The organism is Luteimonas arsenica, assembly GCF_004352825.1.
Classification (GTDB): domain Bacteria; phylum Pseudomonadota; class Gammaproteobacteria; order Xanthomonadales; family Xanthomonadaceae; genus Luteimonas; species Luteimonas arsenica.
In genome coordinates, this window is sequence record NZ_SJRW01000001.1 from 639,012 (window position 1) to 658,906 (window position 19,895).

At 70.3% G+C, this 19,895-nt stretch carries 20 protein-coding genes; 3 read left to right on the forward strand and 17 right to left on the reverse strand.

The features are described 5' to 3' along the window. Positions 1–38 precede the first annotated feature (38 nt). The 12 genes from E2170_RS02945 to E2170_RS03000 form a co-directional block, all read right to left on the reverse strand. Entirely contained in the window at positions 39–1,130 is a 1,092-nt protein-coding gene (locus E2170_RS02945; protein ID WP_132999148.1) for an FAD:protein FMN transferase, read from the reverse strand. Further along, complete coding sequence (locus E2170_RS02950) at positions 1,130–2,011, reverse strand: DUF4198 domain-containing protein (protein WP_132999149.1); 882 nt, start codon at positions 2,009–2,011, stop codon at positions 1,130–1,132. Before E2170_RS02950 ends, E2170_RS02945 begins: the two co-directional genes overlap by 1 nt. Positions 2,012–2,081: 70 nt before the next feature. Continuing rightward, complete coding sequence (locus E2170_RS02955; RefSeq protein WP_132999150.1) at positions 2,082–2,597, reverse strand: DUF2271 domain-containing protein; 516 nt, start codon at positions 2,595–2,597, stop codon at positions 2,082–2,084. A gap of 23 nt (positions 2,598–2,620) precedes the next feature. Beyond that, a complete protein-coding gene (locus E2170_RS02960) occupies positions 2,621–3,265 on the reverse strand; it encodes a PepSY-associated TM helix domain-containing protein (protein WP_243708034.1) in 645 nt (214 codons plus the stop codon). 83 nt (positions 3,266–3,348) lie between these two features. Further along, positions 3,349–5,739: a TonB-dependent receptor domain-containing protein gene (locus E2170_RS02965; RefSeq protein ID WP_207914904.1), complete on the reverse strand. Its 2,391-nt coding sequence runs from the start codon at positions 5,737–5,739 to the stop codon at positions 3,349–3,351. A gap of 170 nt (positions 5,740–5,909) precedes the next feature. Beyond that, positions 5,910–6,242: a non-heme iron oxygenase ferredoxin subunit gene (locus E2170_RS02970; RefSeq protein ID WP_132999152.1), complete on the reverse strand. Its 333-nt coding sequence runs from the start codon at positions 6,240–6,242 to the stop codon at positions 5,910–5,912. Further along, positions 6,239–6,763: a GNAT family N-acetyltransferase gene (locus E2170_RS02975; RefSeq protein ID WP_132999153.1), complete on the reverse strand. Its 525-nt coding sequence runs from the start codon at positions 6,761–6,763 to the stop codon at positions 6,239–6,241. Before E2170_RS02975 ends, E2170_RS02970 begins: the two co-directional genes overlap by 4 nt. A 28-nt stretch (positions 6,764–6,791) precedes the next feature. After that, positions 6,792–8,033 carry a cysteine desulfurase gene (locus tag E2170_RS02980; protein ID WP_243708092.1) on the reverse strand — a complete coding sequence of 414 codons (1,242 nt, stop codon included), beginning with the start codon at positions 8,031–8,033 and terminating at the stop codon, positions 6,792–6,794. A gap of 11 nt (positions 8,034–8,044) precedes the next feature. Continuing rightward, positions 8,045–9,316, reverse strand: coding sequence for a Fe-S cluster assembly protein SufD (gene sufD, locus E2170_RS02985; RefSeq protein ID WP_132999155.1), 1,272 nt, complete (start codon positions 9,314–9,316; stop codon positions 8,045–8,047). Further along, the gene (gene sufC / locus E2170_RS02990) at positions 9,316–10,083 is read right to left on the reverse strand and encodes a Fe-S cluster assembly ATPase SufC (RefSeq protein ID WP_132999156.1); all 768 of its coding nucleotides are present in this window, start codon (positions 10,081–10,083) and stop codon (positions 9,316–9,318) included. The genes sufD and sufC overlap by 1 nt, the downstream gene beginning before the upstream one ends. 89 nt (positions 10,084–10,172) lie before the next feature. Further along, positions 10,173–11,657, reverse strand: coding sequence for a Fe-S cluster assembly protein SufB (gene sufB, locus E2170_RS02995; RefSeq protein WP_132999157.1), 1,485 nt, complete (start codon positions 11,655–11,657; stop codon positions 10,173–10,175). Positions 11,658–11,674: 17 nt separating this feature from the next. After that, a complete protein-coding gene (locus E2170_RS03000; RefSeq protein WP_132999158.1) occupies positions 11,675–12,139 on the reverse strand; it encodes an SUF system Fe-S cluster assembly regulator in 465 nt (154 codons plus the stop codon). Positions 12,140–12,331: 192 nt separating this feature from the next. On the opposite strand from E2170_RS03000, the gene E2170_RS03005 reads away from it, so the two are divergent. Further along, complete coding sequence (locus tag E2170_RS03005; RefSeq protein ID WP_132999159.1) at positions 12,332–12,832, forward strand: SET domain-containing protein; 501 nt, start codon at positions 12,332–12,334, stop codon at positions 12,830–12,832. A 21-nt stretch (positions 12,833–12,853) separates the two neighbouring features. On the opposite strand, the gene E2170_RS03010 is transcribed toward E2170_RS03005, so the two are convergent. The 5 genes from E2170_RS03010 to fusA all read right to left on the reverse strand — a co-directional run bounded on the left by E2170_RS03010 (position 12,854) and on the right by fusA (position 17,394). Further along, positions 12,854–13,540 (reverse strand): hypothetical protein, encoded by a 687-nt coding sequence (locus E2170_RS03010; protein ID WP_132999160.1) that lies wholly within the window; start codon positions 13,538–13,540, stop codon positions 12,854–12,856. A gap of 70 nt (positions 13,541–13,610) precedes the next feature. Next, complete coding sequence (locus E2170_RS03015; RefSeq protein ID WP_132999161.1) at positions 13,611–14,042, reverse strand: hypothetical protein; 432 nt, start codon at positions 14,040–14,042, stop codon at positions 13,611–13,613. An 84-nt stretch (positions 14,043–14,126) separates the two neighbouring features. Beyond that, complete coding sequence (locus E2170_RS03020; RefSeq protein WP_243708035.1) at positions 14,127–14,732, reverse strand: M23 family metallopeptidase; 606 nt, start codon at positions 14,730–14,732, stop codon at positions 14,127–14,129. Positions 14,733–14,796: 64 nt separating this feature from the next. Beyond that, a complete protein-coding gene (locus tag E2170_RS03025; protein ID WP_132999163.1) occupies positions 14,797–15,186 on the reverse strand; it encodes an HU family DNA-binding protein in 390 nt (129 codons plus the stop codon). 144 nt (positions 15,187–15,330) lie between these two features. Continuing rightward, a complete protein-coding gene (fusA, locus tag E2170_RS03030) occupies positions 15,331–17,394 on the reverse strand; it encodes an elongation factor G (RefSeq protein WP_132999164.1) in 2,064 nt (687 codons plus the stop codon). Positions 17,395–17,614: 220 nt separating this feature from the next. Here fusA and E2170_RS03035 point away from each other — a divergent pair, with 220 nt between their 5' ends. Together E2170_RS03035 and E2170_RS03040 are read left to right on the forward strand one after the other, a co-directional pair. Beyond that, complete coding sequence (locus tag E2170_RS03035) at positions 17,615–18,049, forward strand: OsmC family protein (RefSeq protein ID WP_132999165.1); 435 nt, start codon at positions 17,615–17,617, stop codon at positions 18,047–18,049. Positions 18,050–18,141: 92 nt separating this feature from the next. Continuing rightward, entirely contained in the window at positions 18,142–19,815 is a 1,674-nt protein-coding gene (locus E2170_RS03040) for an amidohydrolase (protein WP_132999166.1), read from the forward strand. The last annotated feature ends 80 nt before the right edge of the window (positions 19,816–19,895 follow it).

A 19,895-nucleotide genomic window follows, 5' to 3' on the forward strand; every position in this document is an offset into this window, starting at 1 on the left:
CTGCGCCGTGCGCGCGGTGCCGGAAGAGGCGGTGCCGCTCACTGTACGAGCCAGCGTTGGAAGGCCGCGGTGCAGCGTTCTTGAACGCCGTCCGCGGTGCGCACCACGAAGCGCGCGGCGATGTCGCGCGCTTCCGCCAGCGCGTATCCCTCGTCGGCGCCGAGCACGGTCAGGGCGGTTGCCCAGGCGTCCGCGGCCAGCGCGCGCTCGGCGACCACAGTGACCGCCGCGGGCGCGTGGTCGACGGGTGCGCCGCTGCGCGGTTCGATGGTGTGCGAATACAGGCGGCCGTCGTGTTCGAAGCGGTGCCAGTGGTCGCCGGAGGTGGCGACCGCGGCGTCGTCGAGGACCACGATGCAGGGCGGCTGCGTGCGTCGATCGGCAACGATGCCCTCGCCACGGGCGTCGTCCGCATCGCGCCCGCCAGCGCCGTAGCCGTCCGGACCGCCGCCACCCCCGTGGTGGCCCCCGGGCAGGTCGGGCTCTTCTTCCGGCCAGGCTTCGGCCAGCACCTTCCACGCGCTGCCGTCGGGCTTGCGGCCGTAGCCGCGCAGTTCGCCGCCGACCTCGACCAGGGCCGCGGGCACGCCGCGCGCGCGCAGCCAGTCGACCACTGCATCCACGCCATGGCCCTTGGCGATGCCGGACAGGTCCAGGCCGACGCCGCCGGGCTGCAGTGCGCGCTGTCCTTCCACGTCGAGCTCGACCCGCCGCCAGCCCACGCGCGCGCGCGCGGCCGCGAGCGTGCCGGCATCGGGCACGCGGCCGCCATTGCCGCCCGCCCCGAAACCCCAGGCCTCGACCAGCGGCCCGACCGTGGGATCGCAGGCGCCGGCGCTGTCGGCGGCGATCGCCAGCGCGTCGCGCAGCACGTCGAAGAACGGCTGTGGCAGCGCCTGCCAGCTGCCGGCCGGCGCCCGGTTGTAACGGCTGATGTCGGATTCGCGTTCCCAGGTGCTCATCTGCGCGACCACGCGATCCAGGCAGGCCTGGATGCCGTCGTGGATGGCATGCAGGTCGACGCCGGCAGGCGCCGACACCGAGGCCTGCCAGAGCGTGCCCATGGTGGCGCCGCCCAGCACGTGCACCGCGTGGGCGGGGCGCGCGCCGGTGGCGCCGGGCGCATCCATTACTGCGGCAGGACTTCCAGGGTGGCGACGTAGCCCAGACGGCGACCGGTGGCCTGCGGCACGCTGGCCTTGTCGTCCTGGACGCTGGTTTCCAGCCAGTACATGCCGGCTTCCGGCCAGGTGACCTTCAGCAGGCCTTGGGCGTCGGTGGTCGCGGCGATGTCGTCCTGGGCGTTGCGGTAGCGGGTGCCGCCGCGGACGATCTCGAACTCGAGGCCCGCCGCCGGCTGGCCGTCGACCAGGAAACGGAAGGTCGCCTCTTCGCCGGCGACGAGGTCGCTGGGATGGGTCACCGGCTCCATTTCGATGCCGCTGCCGGTGGGCGCGAGCGCGGTGGTGTCCGGCGCGCCGTTGGTGACGAAGGTTTCCACGCGGCTGGCGGTCTGGGTGACCTGCAGGTTCCGTGCGTCCTGCGGCACCTTGGTCGCCAGGTCCTCGGGGGTGGCGTTGCGCAGGAAGCCGCCACGCGTTTCCGGCGGCGCGCCCGGGCCGCTGACCGGCTTGCCTTCGGCTTCGGCCTTCGCCTTGGCGGCCAGGCTTTCAGGCGTGTCCCAGCGTGCGGACATGCCGGAGTTGGCGTTGGCGATGCGGTAGGTGCCCTGCTGTTCGAGCTGCACGTCGAAGGTGCTGCGGTACTTGCCGACGCTGGTGTTCCTCAGCTCGACCTGGCTGCCGTCGGGTGCCGTGGCGGTGACGTTGTCCAGACGCATCGGGAAGTGGTCGGGGAAGAACAGCTGGTTGGAAATCGCGCCGTCGAAGGTCACCCACACGTCGGCACCGTTGACCACGGCCTGTGACGGGATGATCCACTGCTTGTGCGCGGACGCGGTCATGGGCAGCGCGGCGGCGAGCGCAAGCGCGAGTACGAGGGTCTTCTTCATCGTCGGTCTCCGGAAAGGGTGGCGTGCGGTGTGATGCGGGGCTGGCCTGCGTGCTGCAGGGACGGCTGGTTCAGGGCTTGATGGCGAGGCTGACGGCACCGAGTTCGCTGTCGCCCTGGGCCTTGCCCGACTGCACGGCCTTCGCCGGCCAGTCGAAGGGCATCTTCAGCAGTTCGCGGCCGCCGACTTCGCGCACGGCTTCGACCACCACGGCGTAGCGGCCGGGGGCGAGGCCGGACAGGCGCGGGTCGCTGCCGTCGAACTTCAGCGCATGGCGGCCGGCCGGGCGCGTCGGCCCGGTCACGCCGTCGACCGGCAGCTGCTGCGTGCGCCCGGACTTGCGCCACCACTGGCGCAGGTCGGGCAGCCACTTGGTGCCATGGCCCTCGGCGGTGTCCTTCAGCATGTACCAGACCGCAAGGTCGGCGGCGGCCTTGCCGTCGGCACCTTCGACGTAGACCGCGACGTAGGGGCGGTGGTACTCGGCCACGGTCATGGACGGGATCTCGACCTCGACGGTCAGCTCCGCGGCGTACACCGGCGTGGCCAGCAGGCCGCCGAGGACGATGGTCAGGGGAATGCGCATGTGTGGCCTCTCGGGATCGAAGGTCAATGGATGAAGAGCAGCGCCAGCAGCACCGGCACCACCAGGCCCAGGCCCACCCAGGGCCAGGTGCCGGGGCGCTGGCGCGCGTGCATCTGCAGTAGGAACAGGCCGGTCACCGTGAACACGATGCAGGCGATGGCGAAGACGTCGATGAACCAGCCCCAGGCCGGACCGCTGTTGCGGCCCTTGTGCAGGTCGTTGAGGTAGGAGATCCAGCCGCGGTCGGTGCGCTCGTACTCGACTTCGCCGCTGGCCTTGTCGATCGCCAGCCAGGCGTCGCGGCCGGGGCCGGGCATGGACAGGTAGACCTCGTCCTCGGACCACTCCGCCTCGCGTCCGCCAATCGGCGCGCCCAGCTCGCCGCGCAGCCAGTCGGCGAGCGCGGCGGGCAGGGGCGCGGTGCCTTCTGCGTGGGCCTCGAGGGCGGGCAGCAGGTCGGCCGGCAGTTCGACCTGCCGGTTCTCGACTTCGGGGCTGCCCTCGATCTTCGAGGCGTGGTTGAGCGTGATCCCGGTGACCGCGAACAGCAGCATCCCCACCAGGCAGGCGGCGGAGCTGATCCAGTGCCACTGGTGCAGCGTGCGCAGCCAGAAGCCGCGCCGCTGCAGGGCGGCCGCGCTGGTGGTGGGGGATGGCTGTGCGGTCACGTCGGGGCCGGGGCGGAAGTTCCTGGAACATAGCTGGTGATGAGAAGCATTCTCATCGGATGGAGCAATCCCGCGGGGCATCCTCAGAACGACACGTTCACGCTGAGCCACAGGTTCCGCGACTTGTCCTTGTTGTTGTAGTCGTCCAGGTAGCTCGGCGACCACGCCAGGGTGTCGGGGTTCTGCACCCACACCGTCTGGAAGGAGGTGAAGTCCTCGTCCAGCAGGTTGTTGATGCGGGCGTTGAAACTGACGTTGTCGTTGAGGCGGTACCGCGCGCCGAGATGGAAGACGACGTAGTCCTCGTAGTACTGCGGGTTGCCGTCGGCATCGACGCTGCCGCGGTAGCGCTCGGAGCGCGACTCGGCCGCCAGCTGCATGCTGAATGCGTCGGTGGCCTGCCAGTTGAGGCTGGCGTTGGCCATGTGCTCGGCGGTGTTGGTCAGCGGCAGGCCCTTCTGTGCGCCGCTCATCTGCTCGCTGTCGGTGTACGTGTAGTTGGCGCGCAGCGACCAGGCCTCGGAAATGCCCCAGCGGCCGGCCAGCTCCGCGCCCTGCACACGGACCTCGTCGATGTTGATGTTCTGCGCATAGGTCGTGTAGCCCAGCAGCGCGTAGTCGCCCAGGTTCGCGCAGGGGCGCACGCCGCCGGTCTGCTCGCAGCTCAGGCTGGTCTCGCCGCGGGCGATCTTGTCGTCGAAGTCGTTGCGGAAGACGGTGACGTTGAAGTTGTGGCGGCTGTCGGCCGACGTCCAGTACAGCGCGACCTCGCTGTTGACGCTGGTCTCGGGCTGCAGGTCCGGGTTGCCGACGAAGGGCGAGGTGCCCTGGCCGCCGAAGCCGGTGATGCCGTCGTACAGGTCGGTGGTCTTGGGCGTCTTGTAGCCGGTGCTGACGCCGCCCTTGAGGGTCCAGTTCGGGGCCACGTCCCACACCGCGTAGGCGCGCGGGCTGAGGTGGCTGCCGAAGACGTTGTGGTCGTCGTGGCGCAGGCCGAAGGTGATGGTCAGGGCTTCGGTGGGGCTCCAGTTGTCCTCGGCGAACAGCGACCACATTTCGTGGTCCTGCACCGCGCCGGCACCGTCGCCGCCGCCTTCCATGCCGAACACGCCATCGTCGAGTTCGCCGTCGATCAGCTGGCCGCCGACGATCACGTGGTGCTGCGCGCCCAGGGCGAAGTCGGCCTTCGCGTCGAGCGTGTACTGGCTGCTTTCCATGTTGCGCTTGGGGCGCGGCAGGAAGGTGGCCTCGGCCAGCTGCCGGCGCTCGTCGCGGCCCATGCCGGCATAGGGGCCGGCGGCGCAGACCTCGGCGTTGCCGCAGTAGATGTCCTGGTGCAGCAGTCGTTCGGCCACGGTGAAGGGCAGGGTGCGGCCATGGTTGGCGGTGTCGATGTGCGCCAGCGACACGAAGGTGTTGCCCCACTCCCACTGGCCCTGGTGGGTGAGCGACCACTGGTCGCGGGTGAACTCCTGGTCGGCCGAATAGCCGACGCGCGGTGCCGCGGCCCAGATACCGTTGATGCCGTCCACGGTGCCCAGCGGATAGGTCTCGGTGCCGAGGTTGTTGATGTAGGGCGTGTTGTCGTAGACCTGCTCGGAGGTGTCGTACTCGAACACCACGCTCTGGAAGTCGCTCGGCGTCCAGCTCAGCGTCACGCCGGCGGTCTTGTTGGTGTTGTCGACGGTCTTGCCGCCGCCGCCGAAGCCCAGCGAACGCTCGAACAGGGTGCCGTCGGGCGCGGTGATGGTCTCGTACTCCGGAGTGGAGGCATCACGCTCGTACCAGGAACCGCGCACGCCGAGGCCGAGGCGGTCCTTGACCAGCGGGCCGGACAGCGCGAAATCGAAGGTGCTGTCGGTGCCGAAGTCGTCGTTTTCCTGGTAGTTGTACGAGGCGGTGGCCGAACCACTCCAGCGCTGGCCGACCTTGCGGGTGATGATGTTGATCACGCCGCCCATGGCGTCGGCACCGTACAGCGTGGACGCCGGGCCGCGGATGACCTCGATGCGCTCGATCATGTCCAGCGGCGGGATGTGGTTGAACTGGTTGCCGCCGAAGTTGTTCGGATAGATGTCGCCGTGGTTGTTCTGGCGGCGGCCGTCGACGAGGATCAGGGTGTAGTCCGAACCCATGCCGCGCATGCTGATGGTCTTCTGCCCGGTCTTGTCCGAGGTCTCGCCCACGTCCACGCCTTCCAGGTCGCGCACGGCGTCGATCAGGGTCATGTACGGGCGGGTGGTCAGCTCTTCGCGGGTGACCACGCTGATGCTGGCCGGGGCGTCGGTGATCTTCTGCTCGAAGCCGGCCGCGGTCACCACGATCGCGTCGAAGTCGGTGGCGTCGGCGCTGCCGTCGGGCATCGCGTCCTGCGCCAGGGCGTGCGACAGCGGCAGCAGGGCGGCGATCGAGGCGAAGAGGAGGGTGCGCGCAGGCGTACGGCCTGCAAGCGTGCGGGCGGCGTGGGTGGCCATGGAAGTCTAGCTCCGGGCGGGTTCGGGTGAGGGGCCCACGTCTCTGGCGATGGCTGGACGGGTCGAACGGACGCCGGTCCTTCTTGGCCCAGGGCGCCCAATTCAGCGGGCGCCATGTTAATGAGAACGATTTACAAACGCAACGGATTCTTAATATCGTTGCCGCGGGCTCAGTCGCGGTCGTCGCGGGTCCAGATGCCGTCGTGTTCGCGCTTCACCGGGAACTTGGCCACCGGTTCGTAGGCCGGGGCGCAGAGCGCGCGGCCGTCGCGGATGTCGAACTTCGCCCCGTGCAGGACGCATTCGATCGTGCCTTCGGCCGGGTCGAAGGCGCCGGCGGAGAGCTCGAAGTCCTCGTGGCTGCAGACGTCTTCCAGCGCGTAGAGCTCGCCGTCGAGGTTGAGCACCAGGATCGGCACGCCGGTGACCTCGTCGAAGGTGGTCTGCATTTCGCCGGGCAGCAGTTCGGTGCTCGCGCAGACGAAGGTCCAGGTCTCGCTCACAGCGCTTTCTCCAGGACCTCGAAACGGAGGTCGTCGCGCTTCGGGATGCCGAAGCGGGGGTCGCCATAGGGGAAGGGGTGGTGTACGCCGGTGCGGCGGTAGCCGAGGCGTTCGTACCAGGCGATCAGGTCCTCGCGCAGGTCGATCACCGTCATCTGCATCTTCGGCAGCCGCCAGTCGTCGCGGGCGATGCGCTCGCACTCGGCGACCATCGCGCGGCCGGTGCCCGCGCCCTGGCAGGTCGGCTCCACCGCGAACATGCCGAAGTAGCCGCGCCCGCCGAGGTCGGCGACGTGGGCGCAGGCCTGCAGCGCACCATCGTTCAGACCCAGGACCACGCGGCTGGCGGGGCGGGCGATGTCCGCGCGCAGCACGTCGGGGTCGATGCGCTCGCCGTCGAGGAGGTCGGCCTCGGTGGTCCAGCCGGCGCGGCTGGCCTCGCCGCGGTAGGCGCGGGTGACCAGGCGCACGATGGCGTCGACGTCGGCTTCGGTGGCGTTGCGGAACTGGAGGTCTGCCATCGCGCGATTGTGCCGCTGGCCGCCCGCCCTACGCCAGAAGCCTGCGCACCTTGCGCAGCGCGGCGATGAAGGTGTCGATCTCGTCGTGGGTGTTGTAGAAGGCCAGCGAGGCGCGGCAGGTGGCCGAGACGCCCAGCCAGGCCAGCAGCGGGTGCGCGCAGTGCTGGCCGGAGCGCACGGCCACGCCTTCCAGGTCGAGCAGGGTGGCGAGGTCGTGCGAATGCACGCCGTCGATGGCGAAGGACACCACCGCGGCCTTGCCCGGTGCGGTGCCGAACACGCGGAGGCCGTCGACCTTCGCGAACTCTTCCGAAAGGTGCGCCAGCAGCTCCTGCTCGCGGGCCTCGACCCGGGCCATGCCCAGGGCCGAGAGGTAGTCCACGGCCGCGCCCATGCCGACGAAGCCGGCGATGTTCGGCGTGCCGGCTTCGAACTTGCGCGGCGGGTCGTTGAACACGGTGTCGCCGTCCAGGCGCACCTCCTTGATCATCTCGCCGCCGCCGATGAAGGGCGGCATCGCCTCCAGGTGCTCGCGCCGCGCCCACAGCGCGCCGGTGCCGGTGGGCGCGCACATCTTGTGGCCGGTGAGCGCATAGAAGTCGCAGCCGATGGCGGCGACGTCGACCGGGCGGTGCGGCAGCGCCTGCGAGCCATCAACGACCGTGACGATGCCGCGCCTGCGCGCTTCGCGGCAGATGTCGGCCACCGGGTTGACGGTGCCAAGCACGTTGCTGACGTGGCTGACGGCGAGCAGCTTCACGTCGCCGGTCATCTTCGCGCGCAGCATGTCGAGGTCGAGGCTGCCGTCGGGCAGCAGATCCACGACCTCGATGCGCGCGCCGGTGCGCTGCGCCACCAGCTGCCAGGGCACGATGTTGGCGTGGTGCTCCATGCGCGTGAGCAGGATCGCGTCGCCGGCCTTGAGCCGCGGCAGCGCCCAGGAATAGGCCACCAGGTTGATCGCGAAGGTGGTGCCGCTGGTCAGCACCAGCTCGTCGGCGCGCACGTTGATGAAGCGCGCCAGCTTCGCGCGCGCGCCCTCGTAGGCTTCGGTGGCCTCGCTGCCGAGCTGGTGCACGGCGCGGCTGACGTTGGCGTTGTGGCGGCGGTAGAAGCCGTCGACCGCCTCGATCACCGTCGCTGGCTTCTGCCCGGTGTTGGCGGAATCGAGATACACCAGCGGCTTGCCGTGGACCTCGCGCGCAAGCAGCGGAAAGTCCTCCCGGACCCTGGCCCAGTGCACGCCCGAAGCCGGCTCGCCTTCCTCCACCTGCGACTCCCTCACGCCAGCACCTGCGCGGCGATCGCCCGGTCCAGCCATCCCTCCAGCAGCTCCCGGATCGCCGGCGTGGTCACCACCGACACCAGCGGCTCGCGCACGAAGGCCGCGGTCAGCAGCGCCCGTGCCTCGGCCTCGGGCAGGCCGCGCGAGCGCAGGTAGAACATGGCGTTGTCGTCGAGCTGGCCGACGGTCGCGCCGTGGGCGGCGGTCACCTCGTCGGCATGGATCACCAGCACCGGTTGGGTGTCGATCTCGGCGGTGTCGGACAGCAGCAGGTTCTTGTTCGACAGCTTCGCGTCGGTGCCGTCGGCGCCCTCGCGGATCTCGATGCCGCCGTGGAAGACGGCGCGGCCGCGGCCGGCGGCCATGCCGCGCCAACCCAGCTCGCAGCGGGTGTCGCGCGCGATGTGGTCGATGCCCAGGCGGGTGTCGAGGTGGCGGCGGCCCGAGGCCAGCAGCACGCCGTTGGCGACCAGCTCGGCCTTCTCGCCCTCAAGGCGCACGTTGAGCTCGTGGCGCGACAGCGCGCCGCCCAGCTCGAGATCCAGGCGCCGGTAGCTGGACTCGCGGGCGAGCACGGCGTCGGTGCGGGTGATGAGCGTGGCGCGACCGGATTCGTCCTGCACGCGCGCGTGGCGCAGCGAGGCACTGGCGGCGACATGCACATGGGCGATGGCGTTGCCGAGATGGGCGTGGTCACCGGCGGCGACGTGGTGTTCGATCACCGTCGCCGAGGCGCCGCGGCGCAGTTCGACCAGGTGGCGCGAGTGCCAGGCGAGGTCGCCTTCGGCGGGCTGGCCGATGAAGACCAGGTGCACCGGGGCCTGCACGGCCACGCCTTCGGCGATGCGCAGCACCGCGCCGTCGTCGGCCAGCGCGGCGTTGAGGCGGGCGAAGACCTCGTCGGCGCGCTCGTAGCTGCGCGCCAGCACGTTGCTCTCGCGCGGGTCGGGGTCGGCCAGGGCCTCGGCCATCGACAGCAGGCGCGCGCCTTCCGGCAGGCCGGCGGTGTCGGACAGCGCGGCATCGTGGCGGCCGTTGACGAAGACCAGGCGCGGTGCGGGGACGCCGGCGACCAGCGCGGGGTCGACGCCGGCCTGCGGCAGCGGCGCGGGCGAGAAGGCGCGGCGCTCCAGCGCCCGCAGCGAGGTGTACTTCCAGGCCTCGCTGCGCGCGTGCGGCAGGCCGTCGCGCAGCGCGGCCTCCATCGCGGCCTGGCGCGCGCCGTCGCCGCTGAAGTCCGCGGCCAGCGAGTCGAGCAGGGTGGCCATTACGCGACGGCCTCCGGTACCTTGCGCTCGCGCAGCCATTCGTAGCCGTGGGCTTCCAGCTGCAGCGCCAGCTCCGGGCCACCGCTCTCGACGATGCGGCCGTCGGCCAGCACGTGCACCACGTCGGGCTTGATGTAGTCGAGCAGGCGCTGGTAGTGGGTGATGACGATGAAGGCGCGATCAGGCGAGCGCAGCGCGTTGACGCCTTCGGCCACGTTCTTCAGCGCGTCGATGTCCAGGCCGCTGTCGGTCTCGTCCAGGATCGCCAGCTTCGGCTCCAGCACCGCCATCTGGAAGATCTCGTTGCGCTTCTTCTCGCCGCCGCTGAAGCCCTCGTTGACGCCGCGGTGCAGCAGCTTGTCGTCGAGGTGCAGCACGCCGAGCTTCTCGCGCACCAGCTTCAGGAACTGCATCGAGTCCAGCTCCGCCTCGCCGCGGGCCTTGCGCTGGGCGTTGAGCGCGCTGCGCAGGAAGTAGGTGTTGTTCACGCCCGGGATCTCGACCGGGTACTGGAAGGCGAGGAAGACGCCGGCCGCGGCGCGCTCCTCGGGCTCCAGCGCGAGCAGGTCGGCGCCCTCGAACTCGACGCTGCCGTCGGTCACCTCGTATCCGTCGCGGCCGGAAATGATGTTGCCCAGCGTCGACTTGCCGGCGCCATTGGGGCCCATGATGGCGTGCACCTCACCGGGCTTCACCTCCAGCGAGAGGCCCTTGAGGATTTCGCGGTCGTCGCCGACGGTGGCGTGGAGATTCGTGATCTTGAGCATGTGTGTGTTCTGGATTCTTTGGGAAATGGTCGCGGGGTTTGCCCCCATCCGCCCTTCGGGCACCTTCCCCCGCGGGCGGGGGAAGGGAGTCAGCCGACGGAGCCCTCGAGGCTCACCTCGAGCAGCTTCTTCGCCTCCACCGCGAACTCCATCGGCAGCTCGCGGAAGACCTGCTTGCAGAAGCCGTCGACGATCAGGCTCACCGCGTCCTCTTCGGAGATGCCGCGGCTGCGGCAGTAGAACAGCTGGTCGTCGCTGATCTTCGAGGTGGTGGCCTCGTGCTCGACGGTGGCGCCCGGGTTCTTCACCTCGATGTAGGGGAAGGTGTGGGCGCCGCAGGTCTTGCCGATCAGCAGGCTGTCGCACTGGGTGTAGTTGCGCGCGCCGTCGGCGCCGCTGGCGACCTTGACCAGGCCGCGGTAGGTGTTCTGGCCGCGGCCGGCGCTGATGCCCTTGCTGATGATCTTCGACTTGGTGCGCTTGCCGACGTGGATCATCTTGGTGCCGGTGTCGGCCTGCTGGCGGTGGTGGGTCAGCGCCACCGAGTGGAACTCGCCGGTGGAGTCGTCGCCCAGCAGCACGCAGCTCGGGTACTTCCAGGTGATCGCCGATCCGGTCTCGACCTGGGTCCAGGTGACTTTGCTGCGCGCGCCGCGGCACTCCGCGCGCTTGGTGACGAAGTTGTAGATGCCGCCGACGCCGTTCTCGTCGCCGGGATACCAGTTCTGCACCGTCGAGTACTTGATCTCGGCGTCGTCGAGCGTGACCAGCTCGACCACGGCCGCGTGCAGCTGGTTCTCGTCGCGCATCGGCGCCGTGCAGCCCTCGAGGTAGGACACGTGCGAGCCTTCCTCCGCGATGATCAGGGTGCGCTCGAACTGGCCGGTGTGGCCGGCATTGATGCGGAAGTAGGTGGACAGCTCCATCGGGCAGCGCACGCCCTTGGGGATGAACACGAAGCTGCCGTCCGAGAACACCGCCGAGTTGAGTGCTGCGAAGTAGTTGTCGCCCACCGGAACCACGGTGCCGAGGTACTGCTTCACCAGTTCGGGGTGGTCCTTGATGGCCTCGGACATCGAACAGAAGATGATGCCCTTCTCGGCCAGTTCCTTGCGGAAGGTGGTGCCGACGGAGACCGAGTCGAATACCGCGTCCACGGCCACGCCGGCGAGCTTGGCGCGCTCGTGCAGCGGCACGCCGAGCTTGTCGTAGGTGTCGAGCAGCTCCTTCGGCACCTCGTCCAGCGAGGCGTACTTCGGGCCCTTGGGCGCGGAGTAGTAGCTGATCGCCTGGAAGTCGATCGGCGCGATCGAGAGCTTGGCCCAGTGCGGCACCGGCATGGTCAGCCAGTGGCGGTAGGCCGCCAGGCGCCATTCGGTCATCCACTCGGGCTCGCCCTTGAGCGTGGACAGGGCACGGACGGTGTCCTCGTCCAGGCCCGGCGGCAGCGAGTCCGATTCAATGTCGGTGACGAAGCCGGCGTCGTAGCGACGGCCGAGCTGCTCGTGGATCTCCCGGTTGGCGACGGTCTCGTTGACGGGGGTTTCGATGGGGGTTTCGATCTGGGTGGCCATTGCGGGCTGCCTGATGTTCATGCGGTGGCGAGGCGGGCGGGGATGCGCTTGTGCGCTCCGCTCCCGGACTCGGAATGGGGTGGCGCGTCGAGCATCTGCGCGAGGCTGACGCCGCGCAGCGCGTCGGCGACGATGTCGTTGATCCGACGCCAGTTGGCGCGCGCGGTGCACTGGCTGGCGATGCCGCAGCTGGCATCCTCCAGGCTGCACTCCGTCATCGCCAGCGGCCCTTCCATGGCTTCGACGATGGCGATCAGGCTGATCTCCTCCGGCGGGCGCGAAAGGCGGTAGCCGCCGTGCGCGCCGCGGAAGGCCTCGAGCAGCCCGGCCTGGGCCAGGGGCTTGAGCAGCTTGCTCACCGTGGGGGCTTCCAGCCCCGCGCGCTCGGCCAGCTCGGCCGCGCTCAGCACGCGGTCGGGCTCCGCGGCAAGCACGGTCAGCACCACGGTGGCGTAGTCGGTGAGGCGGGTGACGCGGAGCATCGGGGCGGGAGTCCTTCAATCAGGACCGAAATTGTACGCTTTTGCTGCAGCGCATCCAAGCCGGTCCGCTGAACGAAGAATCCCGGCAGCGGCGGCGGCACGCCCGGCAGGTGCCGCAGCGGGCGCCGCGATGGAACATCCCCGGCGCTTGCACCACAATGAACCTTTCCACACCGCGAGACCGCGCCGCAGATGGCCAAGAGCAGCAAGGACAAGCCCGGCAAGAAGAAAAAGAAGATCGAGGCCCGCCAGTCCGAGATCCACGGCAACGGCGTCTTCGCCACCGAAGCCATCGCCAAGGGCGAGCGCATCATCCGCTACAAGGGCGCGCTGCGCACCCACGACCAGGTCGATGCCGACTACGGCGAACTCGAGGAGAACGGCCACACCTTCCTGTTCACCCTCAACGACGACTACGTGATCGACGCCAACATAGAGGGCGGCGTCGCGCGCTGGATCAACCACAGCTGCGCGCCCAACTGCGAGGCGGTGGTGGAAGAGGACGACAAGGGTCGCCCGCACAAGGACAAGGTGTTCATCGAAGCCATCCGCGACATCAGGGCCGGCGAGGAACTCACCTACAACTACGGCATCACGCTCGACGAGCGTCACACGCCGAAGCTGAAGAAGCTCTGGGGCTGCCGCTGCGGCGCCCCGGAATGCACCGGGACGATGCTCCAGCCCAAGCGCTGAGGATCGTCGCTGCGCCCCGGATCAGGGGCGCAGTTCGTGCATCTCCGCCGAGGCGATGTGCCAGCCCGGCGCCGCGCCTTCCACCTGCGAGCTGCGCATGGTGAAGGCGCCGACCTGGCGCACTTCGCGGCCATCGGCGCCGCGGCTGGTGAGGGTCACCGGGATCTCGACGTAGCGCGAACCGGCGGCGCCCTCGACGCGGCCCGGTTCGCCCATCGATACCGTGAGGATCTCAACGCCCTGGAAGCCTGCGGCGAACTGCTCCGGCGTGCGGCCACTGCCGCGGCCGCCATCGGACCAGGCTGCGTAGGCGCGGCCGTAGTCGCCGGCGATGACCGCTTCGTAGTAGGCCTGCACCGCAGCGACGGCTTCCTGTGCGGTGTCTGCGGCGGTTGCGCTGGCCTCCCCTCCGGCCAGGGGATCGACGCCGAAGCCGGCCTCGGGATTGTCCTGCAGCGGCTCCAGGCCTTCGCCCGGCGGTGGCACGAGATCCTCGAACCCGGGCGGCGGCGGTGGCGGCGTCCCGCCCAGCGGCACGTCGCCCGGGCCGGGGCCGTCGGGCATGCCGGTGATCGAGCCCGACGGCTGGCCGGGGGCCGGCAGGGCTTCGGTGGCGGCATCGTCCGCGGCGGCGGGAACGGCTTCGTCGCCACAGGCCGCGACCGCGAGCAGCAGAAGGCAGGGAAGGGCAAGGCGAAGCTGGGACATGCTCGGACCGGGCGTCGTGGACCAGGACAGGAACATACGCCCCGCCGATGAACGTACCGTCAGCGCGGGCTCACGGCGGGTCGGCCAGCACCCGCCGGTGCGGCTGCAGCCAGGCCAGCAGCATGCCCAGCAGGAGCATCGAGACCAGGTCGAAGGCCACCTGGCGCAGCATCAGTGAAACCGGCAAGGGCTGCCCGACGAAGGCCAGCAGATGCCAGGGCACGAACGACACCAGCGCCACCGCAAGCCCGAAGCGCAGGCCGCGCGCGAGGTCCACGCCGTCGCTGGCGGGCATGCGCCGGTACAGCCAGGTCATCGCCAGGCCCAGCATCAGGTAGGCCGGCAGGATCCAGGCCGCGTGCGCATTCGCCTCGTCCTGGCTGCGGTAGAGCGATGCCAGCGCCTGGTAGTCGGCGCGCAGCAGCACGCCGTGGACGAGGAAGCCGAGGATCAGTGCCGCCGCGGCCACCACGATCCCGCAGATCCAGAAGCGCTTGTCCATGTTGCATCCACCCCCGGCGCATATGCGCGACCCGGCAGAGCCTAGCGCCCTGTGCTTGCGGCGTCGATCACCACGCGGGATCGGTCAGTGCGCGTCGTCCGTCGCCGCCGCGTTTCCAGCCGCGGCGCCCGCGCGCAGCAGCGGCAGCGGGTCGATGGCGCCACCTGCGCCGTAGATGCCGTAGTGCAGGTGCGGCGGTGTGCCGCGCGCGTTGCCGGTGTCGCCGACGATGCCGAGCACGCTGCCCTCGACCACCACGTCGCCTTCGGACAGGCCGGGTTCCCAGTCGTCGAGGTGCGCGTAGTAGTGGCGCTGGCGACCGGGGCCGAAGACCCAGACCTGGCGGCCGCCGAGGCCGCCCTCGCGCACGGAGGACACCACGCCGCGCGTGGCGCTGACCACCGGCGTGCCGCGGCTGGCGAAGATGTCGACGCCCTGGTGGCTGCGGTCGCGGCCGCGCGGCGCGCCGAAGGTGTCGGCGACCTGGCGCGCCTGCACGCCCTCCACGGGCATCGCCACCGCTGTGGGAACCGGCATCCGCGACAGTTCCCACAGCGCCCGCGGCCGGGCCATGAAGGGCTGGTGCCAGGCCCAGTGCGCGCCAGCGGCGAGCAGTGCGAGCAGCAGGACGGACTTGAGCAGCGACTTCAGTGCCGCGGAGTAGTCGCGCTTAGGTGGATGGCTGGACATCATTGGGCTGGAAATGAAAAACCCCGCACGGGTGCGGGGCTTTCCGGTGAGGCAGGATGCGCGATCAGGCCGCGGCGTCCTTGAGCTTCTTCAGCGGGCGCACCTTGACCTTGACCGAGGCGGGCTTGGCGGCGAACCACTGCTCTTCCTTGGTGAAGGGGTTGATGCCCTTGCGCTTCGGCTTGGCCGGGACCTTGACCGAGGTGATCTTCAGCAGGCCGGGCAGGGTGAAGCTGCCAACGCCCTTCTTGCTGATCGAGCCGTGCACCGCGCCTTCGAGCGAGGCCAGCACCGCGCGGACGTCCTTCGCCGCCACGCCGGTGGACTCGGCGATGTGGGACACCAGGCCCGACTTGGTCAGGGCTTCCTTGATCGCCTTCGGAGCGGCCGGCTTCGCAGCGGCGGCCTTCTTCGGGGCGGCCTTCTTCACCGCCTTGGTTGCTTTCTTCGCCATGTGAGTGTGATTCCGTTTGATTCGGTAGATGGGATGTCGGCCGACCCCGTCGGCAAGCGCAATGTAGGGCATGCCCGGGGCCGCGCCAAGTGGGAAAGCGCAGAAAAACCGCAAGTTTTCCGCGGATGGCCCCCGTCGCGATCGTCAATCGTCCTCCTGGCCAGGGTGCCAGGCCTCGGCCAGCTTCTGCTGCAGTTGTGCAGGAACCGGCTCGTAGTGGCTGAAATCAAGGGAGTATCGCCCGCGTCCCGCGGTCACCGACTGCAGCTCGGCGGGGTAGCCGTCGAGCTCCGACAGCGGCACCTGGGCCTTCACCACGATGTCGCCGCCGCGCGCGGAATCGGTGCCCAGGATGCGCGCGCGACGCCCCGCGAGGCCGCCGCTGATGTCGCCCATGTGCGCTTCGGGCGCGGTCACCACCAGGTCGACGATGGGTTCGAGCACCTTCGGCGTCGCCTTCGATACGGCATCCAGGAAGGCCTTGCGACCGGCGGTCGCGAACGCGACCTCCTTGCTGTCGACCGGGTGGTGCTTGCCGTCGTGCACGGTCACGCGCACGTCCTGGATCGGGTGTCCGGCCACCGCACCGGTGGCCATGGCCTGGCGCACGCCTTTTTCCACCGCGGGAATGAACTGGCCCGGGATGGTGCCGCCCTTGACGGCGTCCACGAACTCGAAACCGCCGCCGCGCGGCAGTGGTTCGACGCGCAGCATGACTTCCCCGAACTGGCCCGCGCCGCCGGTCTGCTTCTTGTGCCGGTGGTGGCCTTCGGCGGCCGCGGCGACGGTTTCGCGGTAGGCGATGCGCGGCGGCCGCGACTCGACCTCGACGCCGTGGCGCTCGCGCAGGCGCTCGAGCTGGATGCGCAGGTGAAGTTCGGACAGCCCGCGCACCACGGTCTCGTTGGTGTCGGCGTCGTGTTCGACCTGGAAACAGGGGTCTTCCTCGGACAGCTTGTGCAGCGCGGTGGCCAGTTTCTGCTCCTGGCCGCGGCTGCCGGCCTCCACCGCCAGCCCGAACATCGGCCGCGGGTAGGCCATCGGCGCCAGGTGGATGTGGTCCTCGTCGTGGCTGTCGTGGAGCACGGCGTCGAAGTGCAGCTCCTCCACCTTGGCCACCGCGGCGATGTCGCCGGGCACGGCCTGTTCGACCTCGACGTGGTCCTTGCCCTGGATCCGGTACAGGTGCGTGACCTTGAAGGGCTTGCGGCCGTCGTCGACGAACAGCGGCTGGTCGCGCCGCACCGTGCCCTGGTGCACGCGGAAGATGCCGAGCTTGCCGACGAAGGGGTCGTTGACGATCTTGAAGACGTCGGCGATCACGTGCGCTTCCGGGTCGGGGCGCGATTCCACGGGCTCGGCGCTGTCGCCGCTGCCGCGGGTGAACGGCGGCGGATTGGCCTCGCCCGGATGCGGGAACAGGCCGGCGATGGCGTCGAGCAGTTCCGGCAGGCCGGTGCCGGTGCGCGCGGAGACGAAGCAGACCGGCACCAGGTGGCCTTCGCGCAGGCATTGCTCGAAGGCGTCGTGCAGTTCCTGGCGACCGAGCGAGGCTTCGCCGCCGTCGAAATAGTGCTCCATCACCGACTCGTCGATTTCCACCACCTGGTCGAGGATGCGCCGGTGCCAGTCGGCCACCGGACCGAGGTCGCTGTCGCCGGCCCCGCCCGCGAAGCAGTCGACCACGCGGCTGCCGCCGTCGGCGGGCAGGTTCACCGGCAGCACTTCGGGGCCGAAGTCCTCGCGCAGTTCGTCGAGCAGGCTCGCGCAGTCGGCGCCCTCGGCGTCGATGCGGTTGACCACGATCGCGCGGCACAGGCCGCGCTGCTTCGCGTGCTCCATGATCCGCCGCGTGCCGTGGCCGATGCCGTCGGCGGCGTCGACCACGACTGCGACGGTCTCCACTGCCGACAGCGCCGACAGTGCGGCGCCGCGGAAATCCGGGTAGCCGGGAGTGTCGAGCAGGTTGAGGCGCGCGTGCGTGCCATCGGCCGTGCGATGGTCGAGCCCGGCGATGGCGGCGTCGATGGAGTGGCCGCGGGATCGCTCCAGCGGGTCGAAGTCGGACACGGTGCTGCCGCGTTCGATGCTGCCTGCCGCCTGGATCGCGCCGCCGGCATGCAGCAGGGCTTCGAAGAGCATGGTCTTGCCGGCGCCCGGGTGGCCCGCGAAGGCCACGTTGCGGATCTGTTCCGTCGAGTGGGACATGGGTCCGTTTCTCCCTTGGCTGGGTGGAAAGGACGTCATGGCTGTCCGTCGCATGCTGCGACCGGGCCTGCTCGCGGCGGGCGGTCATGGCGGAGTGGAACCTTAGCGCGGCCCCCGCGCGGGCGTCGCGTTGCGACGCAGCATCCCGGTCCGCGCCACGCCGGCGTAACGGAGCCCGGCCTAGGCTGGCCGTTCCACATACAGCAACCGGAGCAACGACATGGGCATCTCGCGCAAGGCCACCGCGCACTGGGAAGGCGACCTCAAGTCCGGCCGCGGCACGATCAGCACCCCCGCCAGCGGCCTGATGGACGACACGCGCTACGGCTTCAACAGCCGCTTCGGCGACGAGAAGGGCACCAATCCCGAGGAGCTGATCGCGGCCGCGCATGCCGGCTGCTTCACGATGGCGTTTGCCAACGCGCTGGCCGAGGCCGGGCACGTCGCCGACTCGGTCGATTCGCGCGCCGAGGTCGACCTGTCGCTGGACGGCGGTCCGCAGCTGAGCGCGATCCGGCTTTTCACCAAGGCGAAGGTGCCCGGCATCGACGAGGCGAAGTTCCGCGCCATCGCCGACGACGCCAAGACCAACTGCCCGGTGTCGAAGGCGCTGTCGGCGGTGCCGATCACGCTCGAGGCCGAGCTGCTGTCCTGAGGCCGGGCGGCGTCGTGCGCGGCGGCGCAGCATTGCCTCGCCGCGCGACGACCGACATAGTCGGCGCGGTCTTCCACCGGGAAACCCGCCGCATGCCTCGATTCCCCGCCTTTCCGATCCACGTCCTCGCCGCAGGCGTCCTGCTGGCCGTCTCCGCGGCCGCGCAGGCCGACGGCGAGCGCCTGCTGACCGCCGCGCGCATCCACACTTCGGACGCCGGCAAGCCGGTCGCCACGGCAATGGCCTGGGATGGCGAGGGCCGCATCATCGCCGTCGGCGATGCCGAAGAGCTGGCGACCCGCTTTCCCGACGCTGAGCGCATCGACGCCGGCGATGCCACCGTGGTGCCCGGGCTGATCGATGCGCACGCGCACCTGGTCGACCTCGGCCACGCGCTGATGCAGGCCGACCTGGTGGGCGCGCGCAGCACCGGCGAGATCGTGGAGCGCCTGCAGGCCTTCGCGCGCGACCTGCCGGCCGATGCCTGGCTGATGGGGCGCGGCTGGGACCAGAACCTCTGGCCCGACACCGCCTTCCCGACCGCGGCGGTGCTGGATGCGGCGTTCCCGGAGCGACCGGTCGTGCTGGAGCGCATCGACGGCCACGCCGCCTGGGCCAACAGCGCGGCGATGCGCGCGGTGGAGCGCGATCTGTCCGGCGACTGGCAGCCCGACGGCGGTCGGGTGCTGCGCGAGGAAGACCGGCCTACCGGCGTCTTCATCGATACCGCCGCGCGCCTGCTCTACGCCGCCGCGCCGGCGCCGGATGCGGAATGGCAGGAGCGCGCCTTCGAACGCGCGCTGCAGCATGTCGCCAGCCTCGGCCTGACCGGCGTGCACGACATGGGCACGAGCGACGACGGGTTCGCGCTGATGCAGCGCTTCGCCGACCGCGGCGCGCTCAGCCTGCGCGTGCGCGCCTACGCCCACCGCGAGGCCGATGCGATCGACGCGCGCTGCCGCGAAGGCGCCTACCGCCATGCTTCCGGGCGACTCGACATGCGTGGCGTCAAGCTGATGATCGACGGCGCACTGGGCAGCCGCGGCGCGGCGCTGATCGATGACTACAGCGACGACCCGGGCAACCGCGGCCTGCTGGTGCAGGGCGAGGAGGACTACGCCGCCGCGGTGCGCCGTGCCCACGGATGCGGCCTGCAGGTGGCCACGCACGCGATCGGCGACCGCGGCAACCGGATCGTGCTCGACACCTACCGGCGCGCGCTCGGCGACGCCGCGTCGGGCGACCATCGCTGGCGCGTGGAGCATGCACAGGTGATGGCGCCGGGTGACATCGCGCGCTTTGGCGAGCTGAAGCTGGTGGCCTCGATGCAGCCCACGCATGCGACCTCGGACATGGGCTGGGCCGGCGATCGCCTGGGCGATGCGCGACTGGCGGGTGCCTATGCCTGGCGCAGCTTCGTCGGGGCCGGCGTGCCGCTGGCGCTGGGTTCGGATTTTCCGGTGGAGTTTGCCGATCCGCGCCTGGGCCTGCTGGCGGCGGTGACGCGCCAGGATGTGCACGGCCAGCCGCCGGGCGGCTGGCGCCCGGACCAGGTGCTGACCGCCGCCGAAGCCCTGCACGGCTTCACCGCCGGCGCGGCCTGGGCGGCCTTCGACGAGGACGAGGTCGGGCGCCTGGCGCCGGGGCTGCGCGCGGACTTCGTGGTGCTGGGCCAGGATCCGCTGGCGGTGTCTGCGAACGAACTGGACCAGCTCGAGGTGCGCTCCACCTGGGTCGACGGCCGGCCGGTCTTCGAGGCCGAATGACAACAGTGGGAGCGGCTACAGCCGCGATCGTGGTGCCGGGATCGCGGCTGTAGCCGCTCCCACAGGTCCCACAGCCCCAA